The following is a 12,591-nucleotide window of genomic DNA, read 5'->3' as shown; positions in this document are numbered from 1 at the left end:
CCCGAAAAAGGCCGATGCCCCGGCAGCCCCCCCTGCCCCGGCGGCGGGCGGCAAAGATGTCGAACATGCGCCCGCGGCGAAAAAGGCGATGGCCGAAGCGGGCCTGTCGCCCGATCAGGTCACAGGCACGGGCCGCGATGGCCGGATCATGAAAGAAGATGTCGCCGCCGCTGCTGCGGGCACCCCGTCCCCGGCCCCTGCCCCCACCGCTACGCCGATCTCGATCGCGCCGCCGCCGGCTTCGGTGCCGCGCGCCCCGGTACCCGCCGAAGATGCCGCACGCGAGGAACGGGTGAAAATGACCCGGCTGCGCGCCACCATCGCGCGGCGCCTGAAAGACGCGCAAAACACCGCCGCGATGCTGACCACCTATAACGAGGTGGACATGTCCGCGGTGATGGAGTTGCGCAACGCCTACAAAGATCAGTTCGAGAAAAAGCACGGCGTGAAGCTGGGCTTTATGTCCTTCTTCGTCAAAGCCTGCTGCCACGCGCTGAAGGAAGTGCCCGAGGTGAACGCCGAAATCGATGGCGGCGACATCATTTACAAAAACTATGTCCATATGGGCGTGGCCGTGGGCACGCCCTCGGGTCTGGTCGTGCCGGTGGTGCGTGATGCCGATGCCAAGGGCTTTGCGACGATTGAAAAGGAAATCGGCGCACTGGGCAAACGCGGCCGCGACGGCAAGCTGACCATGGCGGAAATGCAAGGCGGCTCCTTCACCATCTCGAACGGGGGCGTTTACGGCTCGCTGATGTCGAGCCCGATCTTGAACCCGCCGCAATCGGGCATTTTGGGCATGCATAAAATCCAAGAGCGCCCGATGGTGGTGAAGGGTCAGATCGTGATCCGCCCGATGATGTATCTGGCGCTTTCCTACGACCACCGCATCGTCGATGGCAAAGGCGCGGTGACCTTCTTGGTGCGCGTCAAAGAAGCGCTCGAAGATCCGCGCCGCCTGCTGATGGATCTGTGAAGCTTTTCCTGCATGGAGCGGATCAAATGCCCAAGAAGCGCGAAGAGTTTGAAGTCTATGATGTAGTCTCCGTGAAAGATGCGTATGCCATCGCTAATGGCATTGCGTCGAACACTGAGTTCAATAACCGAGATGCTGTGGCTTTCTTCGAAGAAAAAGGGGTAACTGTCTACGGTTTGGTCGCTCCAGTCCATCGTCTTGCAGACGAAGTAAATTCCACTTCTGTGCCGTCAGCAGCGAAGGAAATGGCGCAAAAAGCGCGTTCTCACGGGAGATCCTAGCTCTCTCCGCATTCCCAAACAGTTGGTTGGGGGGCAGACAGCCCCCCGGCGCGCTCAGTCAAAAAGGACGTAAACCCATGGCAGAATTCGACGTTATCGTGATCGGCGGCGGCCCGGGCGGCTATGTCTGTGCCATTCGCTGCGCCCAATTGGGGCTCAAAACCGCCTGCGTCGAGGGGCGCGGCAGCTTGGGCGGCACCTGCCTCAATGTGGGCTGCATCCCCTCCAAAGCGCTGTTGCATGCCACGCATGAATTGCACGAGGCAGAGCATAACTTCGCCAAGATGGGGCTGAAGGGCAAAGCCCCCTCGGTCGATTGGAAGCAGATGCAGGCCTACAAACAAGATGTGATCGACGGCAACACCAAGGGGATCGAGTTCCTGTTCAAAAAGAACAAGGTCACCTATCTGCAAGGCTGGGGCTCGATCCCGGCGGCGGGTCAGGTGAAAGTCGGCGACGAGGTGCACAGCGCCAAGAACATCGTCATCGCCACCGGGTCCGAGGCCGCCAGCCTGCCCGGCATCGAGATCGATGAAACCAGCGTCGTGACCTCCACCGGGGCGCTGTCGCTGCCCAAAGTGCCGAAATCCATGGTGGTGATCGGCGCTGGCGTGATCGGGCTGGAACTTGGCTCGGTCTACAAACGCCTTGGCGCCGAGGTGACCGTGGTCGAATATCTTGATGCGATCACGCCGGGCATGGATACCGAAATCGCTAAGGGCTTGCAAAAAATCCTCGCCAAACAGGGGCTGAAATTCGTGCTCGGCGCGGCGGTGAGCGAGGTCACCAAGGCCAAGGGCAAGAACACCGTCAAATACACCCTGCGCAAAGACGACAGCGCCCATGAGATCGAGGCCGAGGTGGTGCTGGTCGCCACCGGCCGCAAACCCTTTACCGGCGGTTTGGGGCTTGAGGCGCTCGGCGTTGAGATGCTGCCGCGCGGTCAGGTAAAAACCAATGACCATTGGGCGACCTCTGTGCCCGGCATCTATGCGATTGGCGATGCGATCACCGGCCCGATGTTGGCCCATAAGGCCGAAGACGAGGGCATGGCCGTGGCCGAGGTGATTGCGGGCAAACATGGCCATGTGAATTACGATGTGATCCCCGGCGTGATCTACACCACGCCCGAGGTGGCCTCGGTCGGCAAAACCGAAGATGCGCTGAAACAGGAAGGCCGCGCCTATAAGGTCGGCAAGTTTTCCTTCATGGGCAATGGCCGTGCGAAGGCCGTGTTCCAGGCCGATGGGTTTGTGAAGCTTTTGGCCGATGCGAAAACCGACCGGATTCTGGGCTGCCACATCATCGGCCCCGGTGCGGGCGATCTGATCCACGAAGTCTGCGTGGCAATGGAATTTGGCGCCTCGGCGCAGGATTTGGCGCTGACCTGCCATGCACATCCGACCTATTCGGAAGCGGTGCGCGAAGCGGCGCTGGCCTGCGGCGACGGCGCGATCCACGCCTAAGCGCGCGCCATACTGCGCGAGATCAGGGCAGCCCGCGCGGCTGCCCTTTTCCATTTCAGGGAACCGGGTGTGGCGTGGCGCGTTGCCCCTTGGGCTCGGTGTGCCACGCTGCGCCATGCTGGCGCTTTTCGCATCGCACCCGCACCGCTAGCATGCGTCACACGCGCGCGCCCCCAAAGGGGCCAACACACAACGGGCAAAGGGGACAGAATGACCAAAGCACCGGGAACAGCCGCCATCGCCGCCCTGATTTTGATGCTGGCCTTGGCGCTGCCCGGCGCAGCCCAAAACCAAGAAACCGCCCCCCAAACCGCCGCGCCCCCGGCGCAGACAGACCCGGCCGCGCCAACCGCCGCCCCCGCTGACAGCGGATCGGGCACCGGAACAGAAACCCGCTCTGACACAGCGGCGGCGAATACTCCCGATGCGCCAACGATCAGCCCCTCCGAGACACCGGCCCCGGTCTTGCCCCCGGTCTCGGATGTGCCGCTTGCGACGCAAGCGCTCGACCTTGGCACCGGGCTGGGCCATGATCTTGCGGGCATCACGCGCGAACAGATCACCGCGCTGGTGCGCGAACTCTCCCGGCTTTCCAGTGCCGATGCCTTGGCAGGCACGATCTGGCAGGCGCTGGCGGCGGCGGAACTGGCCTCGCTTGTCACTTCGATCGTGGTCACCGTCGGCACCTCGCTTTTGCTGAGCGCGGCGCTTACCCATTGGCGCCGCCGCCCGGTCGGGCGCAAAGGCACGCTGGCGCGGCTGCAAGGCACGGCTATCGCCACCGCCTTGCGGCTGGTGGCGCTTGGCGGGGCCTGGGCGGTGGGGCTGGGCGTCGCAAGCTGGATGTCGGCCCTGACGGGGCAGTTGTTCGTGCTGCAAACGCTGTATCTTTCGGCCTTTGCGCTTTTTGGGCTGGCGCGCGCCGCACTGGCCATCGTGGCCAGCCCCGAGGCCGAAACCGGACGCAGCCTGTCATGGGTCGCGCCGGGACTGCAACGCGCGATCTACCGCAATGCCATCTTGCCTTTGGGCATTGTCATTCAGGGGATGATGTTCGTCGCCCCCGGCCTGCGCGAGATTGCCGGGCTTGCGGTGCTGCGCCCAATGCGGGTCTTGGTGGCGACGCTCGCGCTTTTGGCCGCGCTGTGGGGGATCACCCGCGTGGTGCGCGCCGCCAAGGCATTGCGCGCCACCGATCTGGTGCCTGATCCCGCCGCGCCCCCCACGGGCGGCACCCGGCGCGCCTCGATCTTGCTCACGCGCACGCCCGGCCTTTGGGCTTGGCCCGCCTCGCTAGCCGCGCTGCATGCTTGGCTTGTCACCATCACCATGCCGGCGCTGGCCGGCCAGATCGTGCTCTCGGCGCTTGGCGGCACGGTGGCCGCGCTGATCTTGGTTGCGGCGGGGCTGCGGCTTTGGGGCGAAAGCGGGCTGGATGATATGGCGGGCACCGATCTGCCGCCCCCCATCCAAGATGACTATGCGCCGCTGAAACAAGCGGGTGCGGCGCTTGGCGCGGGTCTGCTTTTGGCGCTGGCGGCTGTGGCGCTTTTGGCGGGCTGGGGGCTGATTGATCCGCTGGCGCTGGCCACTTCGGCGGCGGTGCAAGCGGGGTTCTGGCGGCTTGTCTCGGCGGGCTTGGTGCTGGCGGGCGCCGGCGCGCTGTGGTTGGCACTTTCGGCGCTGTTTGATCGCTGGCTGGCCACCGCCTTGCCCGGACGGCGCGAATACAACCGCCGACGCACATTGTTGCGGCTTTTCCGCAATGCCTTTGGCTTTGCGGTGATTGTCATTGCCCTAATGCTGGCGCTGGCCCAGCTTGGGCTCGACGTGGCACCGCTTTTGGCGGGCGCCGGGGTGGTCGGCATCGCCGTTGGTTTTGGCGCGCAAAAGCTGGTGCAAGACATCATCACCGGCATTTTCATCCAGATCGAAAACGCCGTGAACGAAGGCGATGTGGTCGAGGTCGCGGGACTTTCTGGCGGGGTGGAGCGGGTCTCGATCCGCTCGATCCGGCTGCGCGCGCTGGATGGCACCTTGCATGTGGTGCCGTTCTCCGCCGTCACGACGGTTTCGAACATGACGCGCGATTTCTCGGCCCATGTGGCCGAATTCCCGATCGCAGGCGAGGTGCCCGTCGCCGCCGTGGCCGAGGCGATGCGCAGCGCCTTTGCACAGCTTGAAGCCTCTGATCTTGGGGCCGAATTGCGCGGCGATATCGATCTGCAAGGGATCACCGCCATGGCCGAAGGGGTCTATACGTTCCGCGCGCTGTTGCGCACGGCCCCCGCCGCACAATGGGCGGTCGGGCGGCGCTTCACCCAGCTTGCCCGCATCGAGCTGGCCCAGCGCAACATCGACAGCCCGCCCGCGCCGCGCCGGATGTTGTTCACCAGCCCCAGCGACGCGTGAGACAGCCCCCAAGCGCCCACTGGGCAAGGCCGCAAAGGACATTGCGCACAAAAAGAGACGCGGCGGGCAAGGGCCCGCCGCGTGTCATGGATGTTTAGGCGCCGCGCTGAGCCGCGGCCCGGTTCGGGCCGTTTCAGGCCGCACGCGACAGTTTCGGGCGCGCCTTTTGCGCAGAATTCTGTTCCACCAGCGCGCCATGCAAGGCCGCGATCACCGGTTTGAGCGAGTCCCGCTCTAGGATGAATTGCACATCGACATTGCGCGGCCCCTGGCTCGCGCCAATCGCTTCCAGCCCGGCTTCGGCAATCGCCACAAGCCCGCGTTGCAGCACCGACAGCCCCGCCAGATCGCGCCCGACGACAGACGCCATCGAAATCGCGCGCGAGGTCACATCGGCCGAGGGAAACCGGCTATTGAGGTCTTTCTCCACCCGGCGCAGCGTCTTGAGCGAGGCATCGACATAATGGGTGATCGTATTGGCGTTCGACACCTTGGAGACGATGCGCACATTATGGCGCGTCAGCACATCCAAGATCGCGGCGTCATAGCCCTTCACCCCGACCATATCCTGCTCGAACACCTCAAGCGCATACAGATCCAGCCCGGTGACGATCTCGACCGCCGCCTGTTCCGCAGGCTGGTCGTCGATCAAGGTGCCCGGATCATGCGGTTCAAACGCATTGGTCACGCGCAAAGGCACCCCCGATTGGCGCAGCATCTTCGCCGCTTTCGGGTGGATCGCCTCCATCCCAAGGTTCGAAAGTTGATCGGCTACGTCATAATTGGTGCGGCCCAGCTTGCGCACGTTCTGTGCGCCCACAAGGTTGGGATCGGCCGACGACAGGTGGAATTCCTTGTGAATGATCGCCTCGCGCGCGCCTGTCAGCGCGGCCAGCCGCGAAAAGGTCACCTCGGAATAGCCCCGATCGAATTCGCTCATCAGCCCTTCGGCGCATTGCGCATAGCCGGTGACGATGGGCATTTCGGTCGTCGGATCGACCCGCTCCATCGCGCCCATGATCCGCTCATCAAGGCTGACATCGCCCCGGTCGCGCCAGCCCGACAGATCGATGAAGCGTGCATTCACCCCCGCCCGCGTCAGCATCAGCGCGGTGACAAAGGCCGAATGCGCCTCGCCCAGCCCCGACAGCAATTCGCGGGTCTGGCCCATATGTTCATACAGACGGAAATGGCCATAGGACACAAGGCGTTGCAGGTCGATCAGGCAATCGCGCGCGCCCAGAACCCGTTCGCGCACAAACGCATCGGCGCTTTCCACATCGGCCGGATGATCCAGCACATGCGCATGCGCCTCGCGCATGGCCTGCGCCACCGTATCCAGCCGCTCGTGCCAGCCATGATCGCTGACATCATCATTGGCAAAGGCCGCAAAAACACCGGGCTCGCCGGTCTTTTTATGCTCCAAAAGCAGGTTGGTGATCCCGCCAAAGGCCGATACCACGAAAATGCGGCCATAAAGATCGGGCCCTTCGCGATCCCCGATGATCAGCGCATCGCGCAATTCGTCGATGCGCGACATCGAGGTGCCGCCGATTTTCTCTACCGTATGGGCCATATCAGGCCACCTCTTCGGCCGGGGCGTAAGAGCCGTCTTCGCGGTGCACCTCGGTGCCCGTCACCGGCGGGTTGAACACACAGGCCATCACCAGCTCTTCTTCCGCCACCAAACGGTGCCGGTCGTTTTCATTCAGCGCATACATCACGCCGGGGCGGATTTGATGCGTCTCGCCGGTCGCCAGATCGGTGATCGCGCCCTTGCCCTGCATGCAATAGACGCTTTCAAAGTGGTTTTTGTATTCGAAAACATGTTCCGAGCCAGCTTGCAAATGGGTGATATGGAACGAAAAGCCCATTTTATCGCTCGCCAAAAGCATCCGAATCGAGGTCCATTTCGCATCCGACACGACGCGGCCGGGTTCGTTTTTCACGATGTCATGATAATCACGCACGATCATAGCTTGGTCCTCCTTATTCCGCCGCCAGTTTGAGACGATCGGCCATCGCCGCGCGCGTCGCGCTCAGCAAGATGTCAAAGCCTTTGCGGAAGGTGTGTTGCGGTGTGGTCAGCGGGGCGAGAATTTTCACCACCTGATCGCGGTTGCCCGAGGTTTCGACGACAAGGCCCATCGCATAGGCGCGCGCACAGATATCGGCGGCCAGTGCGCCATCGCGCACATCGACACCCTGCATCATGCCACGCCCCTTAAGTTCGGCATCGGGCACGAGCGCCGCGACCTGTTGCAGCGCCGAGGTCAGCATCAAGGATTTGTCGGCCAACTCGCGCTGGAAACGGTCATCGGCCCAGAATTTCTCGATCGCCACCTTGGCGGTGATGAACGCATGGGTGTTGCCACGGAAGGTGCCATTGTGTTCCGCCGGGCCGAACACGTCATGATGCGGGCGCACCAGAACCATCGCCATCGGCAGGCCAAAGCCCGACAAGGATTTCGCCATGGTGACGATATCGGGCGTAACGCCCATCCGCTCGAACGAGAAGAAGGTGCCGGTCCGGCCCACGCCCGCCTGAATATCGTCAATGATCAACAGCGCCCCATGCTTTTGCGCCAGATCGGCAATGCGGCGCACCCATTCGGGACGCGCGGCATTCAGCCCGCCTTCGCCCTGCACGGTCTCAAGGATGATCGCGGCGGGCGCATCGATCCCGCCCGAGGGGTCATCGAGCATCTGTTCAAGCAGCGCGGCGCTATCCACCCCTTCGGCATAGCCGTCAAACGGCAGCCGGGTCACGCCCGATTTATCCATCCCGGCGCCGCCGCGGTGATAACCGTTGCCGGTGGCCGCCAGCGCGCCCATGGTCACGCCATGAAAGCCGTTGGTGAAGGCGATGATATTGGTCCGCCCCGTCACCTTGCGCGCCATTTTCATCGCCGCCTCGACGGCATTGGCCCCAGTCGGGCCGGTGAACATGATCCGGTGATCCATGCCACGCGGTTTCAGGATATGGCGCTCGAACGCCTCCAGAAAGGCCCCCTTGGCATTGGTGTGCAGATCGAGCCCATGGGCGATGCCATCGGACGCGATATGCTCGATCAGCGCGGCCTTCATATCCGGGTCATTATGCCCGTAGTTGAGCGAGGAGCAGCCCGCCAGAAAGTCGATATAGGTGTTGCCCTCAGCGTCTTTGAGTTCCGAACCGGAGGCAGAGGTGAACAGCGCCGGCATCGAGCGGCAGTAAGAGCGGGCCTGGCTTTCGCGGCGCTCAAAAATGTTTTGGGTCATAGCGTTAGACATAGGAAATCCTTTCGCATCCTTGTGCGTTGGGGATTGAGATTGGGAAGATAAGGCAGGCGGATCAGGCCGCGCGGGCCAGCGCCTGCGGCAGGGCGATCGTCACCATATGTTCGGTGGCATGTTCGCCCGCGAAATGGGTGTCACGCTCGAAATGCGGCGCATCGGTGAGCGTGCCGCCAATGGCGCGGGCAAAGCTGCGAAACAGCGCCCAAGACGCCGCATTATCCGGCGTGATCGTGGTCTTTAGGTTGCGCGCCTCGGCACAGGCCTCACGCGACAGAAGTTCGTGCAGCATCTTGCGGCCAAGACCAAGCCCGCGCGCGGCGGGGCTAACGGCGACCTGCCAGACAAAGAAGTCGTTGGTGCCAGGGATCATGTGCCCCGAAATCCAGCCCACGATCTCTCCGCCGCGTTCAGCCACCACGCAGGTGTCGCGGAAATGATCGGCCTGAATCAGATTGGCATACATCGAGTTTTCATCAAGCGGCTTGCAGGCTTTCACAAGCGCCCAGATCGCGGCCCCGTCCGTCGCAACCGGCTTGCGCAGGCGGGGCGGAAAGGTTCGGTCTTCGTCGATGGCTTTCGGCATGGATGGGTGCCTCCCAGTTGCTTCGCGTGACTAAGTAAACCATTGAGCCCAAAATTTCAACCGTGAAGCGACATTTGTTCCGTTTGCGACCATTTCTGACATTTTTGACCCCGCAAATACCTGTGCGCGCAATATATTTCCCCGATACATCCTTTGCCATACAAAGCAGTGTCACAGAAATGTTTCGTGCATTGAAGTATCCTGTCGCTTCGTGCGAAAGTAGCGCCATGACTTCAGCCTCTGCCGACCGTGTCGATGAAAGCCTGATCGCGCTGCGCCGCATCCTGCGGGCGACCGCCCTTTATGAGCGTGACCTTGCACAAGCCGCCGGATTGACCCCGGCCAAGCTGCGCGTTTTGCAGATCATTGCCGGGCGCGCGGAAGGTGCGGCCACATCGAAGGCACTATCCGAACAGATGGGGGTCACACAGGCCACGATCACCGCACTGGTCGACAAGCTGGTTGCGGCGGGTCTGGTTGAGCGCCAACGCTCCGAAATCGACCGGCGGCAATCGCATGTGGCAATCACCGAGGCCGGGCGCGCAGCGGTGAAAGATGCCCCCGATGCATTGCAACAGCGCTTTGTGCGCGCCTTTGAACGGATGCAGGATTGGGAACAGATGCAGCTTGTCGCCTCGCTGGAGCGGGTGGCGGCGATGCTGGATGCCGAGGATATCGACGCCTCTCCGGTGCTGACCACCGGCGACATTCGTGCCCATGGTCAACGCGGTCTCTGACCCGCTCCAAGACAACGCAGACACTACATAAAAAGGGGGCCCGAAGGCCCCCTTGCGCAAAATGGTCTGATCTAGGGATCAGAGCGCTTTCTTCAGCGCCTCGACCAGATCGGTGCGCTCCCACGAGAAGCCACCATCGGCTTCGGGCGCGCGGCCAAAGTGGCCATAAGCTGCGGTGCGCGCATAGATCGGCTTGCACAGGTCCAGATGCTCGCGGATGCCGCGCGGCGTCAGGTCCATGCATTGCGCCACGACGCGCTCGATCTCGGCCTCGGGCACGGTGCCGGTGCCATAGGTGTCGGCATAGATCGACAGCGGCTTCGCCACGCCGATGGCATAGCTGACTTGGATACAGCATTTCTTGGCCAGACCGGCCGCCACGACGTTTTTCGCCAGATAGCGCGCCGCGTAAGCCGCCGAACGGTCCACCTTGGTCGGGTCTTTGCCCGAGAAGGCGCCGCCGCCATGCGGCGCCGCACCGCCATAGGTGTCGACGATGATCTTGCGGCCCGTCAGACCGGCATCCCCATCGGGACCACCGATCACAAAGGTGCCGGTCGGGTTCACCCACCATTCGGTTTTCTCGTCGATCCAACCTGCGGGCAGCACCTCGCGGATATAGGGTTCGACGATGGCGCGGATATCATCCGAGGTTTGGCTTTCGTATTTGTGCTGAGTCGACAGCACGATCGAGGTCACGCCGACGGGTTTGCCGTCTTCGTAACGCACCGAAAGCTGCGATTTCGCATCCGGGCCAAGCGTATCGGCTTCGCCGGATTTGCGCACCTCGGCCAAGCGGCGCAGGATCGCGTGGCTGTATTGGATCGGCGCGGGCATCAGCGCATCGGTTTCGTCAGTGGCGTAACCGAACATGATACCTTGGTCGCCGGCCCCGTCCTTGTCGACGCCTTGCGAGATATGGGCCGATTGCGGGTGCAGATAGTTGGCGAAGTTCAGCGTCGCCCAGTGGAAGGCATCTTGTTCGTAGCCGATGTCCTTCACGCAATCGCGCACGAGCCCGTCGATCCGGGTCATGAATTCGGCAAGGCGCGTCTTGTCCGAAAGCCCCACTTCGCCACCGACGACCACCTGATTGGTGGTTGCGAAGGTTTCACAGGCGACACGGGCGTTGGGTTCTTCGGCAAGGAAGGCATCGAGGACGGCATCAGAGATGCGGTCGCAGACCTTGTCGGGGTGGCCCTCCGAAACGGATTCGGAGGTAAAGACATAGTTCGTGCGAGACATGTAAGAAGTGCTCCATTAGGAAAATGCTCCGTCCCGCCAGGAAGCCGTTGGAACGGATGATCCTGCCTAGCCTTGGTTCCGCCCCCGGTCAACGCGCGCAAAGCGCGCAGTGGCAAAAAGAACCAAAGCCAGCGCGAAAAGCCCCTCAAGCAAGGGGTAATCCCCGATCTTTGCGTAAATGGTCAGCGGCGCGGTGGGCGGCAGGGGCGCATCGATCACGCCTTCCTCGCCCATATCCAAGCTTTCAATCACGCGCCCCCGCGCGTCGATCAGCGCGCTCACCCCGGTATTGGCCGACCGCGCAAGCGGCAGACCAAATTCGATCGCCCGAAACCGCGCTTGGGCAAGATGCTGATATGGCCCGGAAAAGGTGCCAAACCATGCATCATTGGTGATTTGCAACAACCAATCCGGGCGCGGATCGCGGCCCGAAATTTCATGGGCAAACACCGCCTCATAGCAAATCAGCGGCTGCACCACACCCAGCGGCCCCAGATCCAACAGTTTGCGCGTCGCCCCTGCCGAATAGCCATTGCCCGCCTGCGCGGCAAAGGCGGTGATACCGATTTTCGCAAAGGCATCGCCAAAGGGGATATATTCGCCAAAGGGCACCAGATGCACTTTGTCATAGGTGGCGCGCACCGCGCCGCCCGCGCCGATCACCGCAAGCGAATTGTAATAGCGCAAAGCCTCGCCCCGCTGGATGCCCAGCACAACCGGCGTGCCTTGGGCGGCCTCGGCCACCATCTCAAGCCCCGCGCCGGGACGGTTCAGCAAGAAGGGCACCGCGGTTTCTGGCCACAAGATCAGATCGGGCGCGGGCTTGGCTTCGGCAGGCGGCTTGGCCGTCAGATCCAGATGCCGGAAAAAGAATTGCTCGGCATAGGCCGGGTCCCATTTCAGATCTTGCGGGGCATTGGGCTGCAAGATGCGCAGGTTTATGGGCGTGTCGCGCGCGGGCAGCGGATCGTTCAGTCGCGCCGCGCCGCCCCACCACACCAGCCCCAAAACCAGCGCGGCGACGATATCGGCCAGCCAGCGTTTGCCCGGCACCGGCACAAGCCAAGGCGCGACCGCAAGGCCAAGCGTCAAAAGCCCCAAGCCCAGCGCCCCCACGACCGAGGCCCATTGCGCCACCGGGGTCTCAAGCCAGATATGGCCGAACAGCACCCAGGGAAAGCCGGTGAAAAGATACGAGCGCGCGAAATCGGCAGCAAAAAGGCCCAGCACCAACCCCAAGGCGCGCGACGGCTCCCCCCGGCCCAGTTTTGCCCCAAGCCCCATGCCCAGCGCCCAAAAGACGCCCATCCCCAAGGCCATGAAAAACAGCGCAAAGGGCGCCATCCAACCGTAAATCTCGGGCTCGACGAAGAACGGATCGACGATCCAGAACATCGTCACCGCGCCATAGCCCATGCCTGCGGCAAGCCCCGCCTTAAAGGGCGCCGTGCGGAGCCCCAGCGGGATGAGGAAGGTCAGCGCGATCAGCGCCAGCCACCACAGATCGAACGGGGCCTGCCCCAACGCGACGCCCCCGCCCAGCACTGCCGCCAGCCCCCAGACAAGCGGGCGCCAAAGCGGGTTGTAACCGGCGGGAACGCGCATTCAGGGT

General features: G+C 62.9%; 11 protein-coding genes and 1 riboswitch. Of the genes, 5 read left to right on the top strand and 6 right to left on the bottom strand.

What is annotated here, in order from left to right:
- From odhB to CKO11_RS13825, 4 genes are all read left to right on the top strand, one after another.
- Positions 1-976, top strand: a 976-nt coding sequence (gene odhB / locus CKO11_RS13840; protein WP_223639956.1) for a 2-oxoglutarate dehydrogenase complex dihydrolipoyllysine-residue succinyltransferase, incomplete at its 5' end; no start/stop codon positions are given.
- Positions 977-1,002: 26 nt separating this feature from the next.
- On the top strand, positions 1,003-1,257 hold the full coding sequence (locus CKO11_RS13835; protein WP_223639954.1) for a hypothetical protein: 255 nt from the start codon (positions 1,003-1,005) through the stop codon (positions 1,255-1,257).
- A 77-nt stretch (positions 1,258-1,334) separates the two neighbouring features.
- The gene (gene lpdA / locus CKO11_RS13830) at positions 1,335-2,723 is read left to right on the top strand and encodes a dihydrolipoyl dehydrogenase (RefSeq protein WP_223639951.1); all 1,389 of its coding nucleotides are present in this window, start codon (positions 1,335-1,337) and stop codon (positions 2,721-2,723) included.
- Positions 2,724-2,933: 210 nt separating this feature from the next.
- Positions 2,934-5,135, top strand: coding sequence for a mechanosensitive ion channel family protein (locus tag CKO11_RS13825; RefSeq protein ID WP_223639948.1), 2,202 nt, complete (start codon positions 2,934-2,936; stop codon positions 5,133-5,135).
- 133 nt (positions 5,136-5,268) lie between these two features.
- On the opposite strand, the gene CKO11_RS13820 is transcribed toward CKO11_RS13825, so the two are convergent.
- From CKO11_RS13820 to ectA, 4 genes are all read right to left on the bottom strand, one after another.
- Complete coding sequence (locus tag CKO11_RS13820; RefSeq protein WP_223639945.1) at positions 5,269-6,711, bottom strand: aspartate kinase; 1,443 nt, start codon at positions 6,709-6,711, stop codon at positions 5,269-5,271.
- 1 nt (position 6,712) lies between these two features.
- Positions 6,713-7,111 carry an ectoine synthase gene (locus tag CKO11_RS13815; protein ID WP_223639942.1) on the bottom strand — a complete coding sequence of 133 codons (399 nt, stop codon included), beginning with the start codon at positions 7,109-7,111 and terminating at the stop codon, positions 6,713-6,715.
- A 13-nt stretch (positions 7,112-7,124) separates the two neighbouring features.
- The gene (gene ectB / locus CKO11_RS13810) at positions 7,125-8,396 is read right to left on the bottom strand and encodes a diaminobutyrate--2-oxoglutarate transaminase (protein ID WP_223639939.1); all 1,272 of its coding nucleotides are present in this window, start codon (positions 8,394-8,396) and stop codon (positions 7,125-7,127) included.
- Between the two features lie 73 nt (positions 8,397-8,469).
- Complete coding sequence (gene ectA / locus CKO11_RS13805; protein ID WP_223639935.1) at positions 8,470-8,997, bottom strand: diaminobutyrate acetyltransferase; 528 nt, start codon at positions 8,995-8,997, stop codon at positions 8,470-8,472.
- 227 nt (positions 8,998-9,224) lie between these two features.
- Here ectA and CKO11_RS13800 point away from each other — a divergent pair, with 227 nt between their 5' ends.
- Positions 9,225-9,734, top strand: a complete 510-nt coding sequence (locus CKO11_RS13800) for a MarR family winged helix-turn-helix transcriptional regulator (RefSeq protein ID WP_223639932.1) — start codon at positions 9,225-9,227, stop codon at positions 9,732-9,734.
- 78 nt (positions 9,735-9,812) lie between these two features.
- On the opposite strand, the gene metK is transcribed toward CKO11_RS13800, so the two are convergent.
- Both metK and lnt read right to left on the bottom strand, forming a co-directional pair.
- A complete protein-coding gene (gene metK, locus CKO11_RS13795; RefSeq protein WP_223639929.1) occupies positions 9,813-10,979 on the bottom strand; it encodes a methionine adenosyltransferase in 1,167 nt (388 codons plus the stop codon).
- Between the two features lie 8 nt (positions 10,980-10,987).
- Positions 10,988-11,038, bottom strand: a riboswitch (SAM-SAH riboswitch).
- A 7-nt stretch (positions 11,039-11,045) separates the two neighbouring features.
- A complete protein-coding gene (lnt, locus tag CKO11_RS13790; protein WP_223639926.1) occupies positions 11,046-12,584 on the bottom strand; it encodes an apolipoprotein N-acyltransferase in 1,539 nt (512 codons plus the stop codon).
- Between the last annotated feature and the right edge of the window lie 7 nt (positions 12,585-12,591).

Origin of the sequence: Rhodobacter sp. TJ_12, from assembly GCF_020023995.1 — a bacterium.
GTDB lineage: Bacteria > Pseudomonadota > Alphaproteobacteria > Rhodobacterales > Rhodobacteraceae > Rhodobacter.
Note: the sequence above shows the minus strand (reverse complement) of the source record. Positions and strands in the feature narration are given on the sequence as shown.

Bases quoted from the DNA above. Each gene is read 5' to 3' on its own strand.
- CKO11_RS13835 (WP_223639954.1), top strand. From the start codon at position 1,003: ATGCCCAAGAAGCGCGAAGAGTTTGAAGTCTATGATGTAGTCTCCGTG.
- lpdA (WP_223639951.1), top strand. From the start codon at position 1,335: ATGGCAGAATTCGACGTTATCGTGATCGGCGGCGGCCCGGGCGGCTAT.
- CKO11_RS13825 (WP_223639948.1), top strand. From the start codon at position 2,934: ATGACCAAAGCACCGGGAACAGCCGCCATCGCCGCCCTGATTTTGATG.
- CKO11_RS13820 (WP_223639945.1), bottom strand. From the start codon at position 6,711: ATGGCCCATACGGTAGAGAAAATCGGCGGCACCTCGATGTCGCGCATC.
- CKO11_RS13815 (WP_223639942.1), bottom strand. From the start codon at position 7,111: ATGATCGTGCGTGATTATCATGACATCGTGAAAAACGAACCCGGCCGC.
- ectB (WP_223639939.1), bottom strand. From the start codon at position 8,396: ATGACCCAAAACATTTTTGAGCGCCGCGAAAGCCAGGCCCGCTCTTAC.
- ectA (WP_223639935.1), bottom strand. From the start codon at position 8,997: ATGCCGAAAGCCATCGACGAAGACCGAACCTTTCCGCCCCGCCTGCGC.
- CKO11_RS13800 (WP_223639932.1), top strand. From the start codon at position 9,225: ATGACTTCAGCCTCTGCCGACCGTGTCGATGAAAGCCTGATCGCGCTG.
- metK (WP_223639929.1), bottom strand. From the start codon at position 10,979: ATGTCTCGCACGAACTATGTCTTTACCTCCGAATCCGTTTCGGAGGGC.
- lnt (WP_223639926.1), bottom strand. From the start codon at position 12,584: ATGCGCGTTCCCGCCGGTTACAACCCGCTTTGGCGCCCGCTTGTCTGG.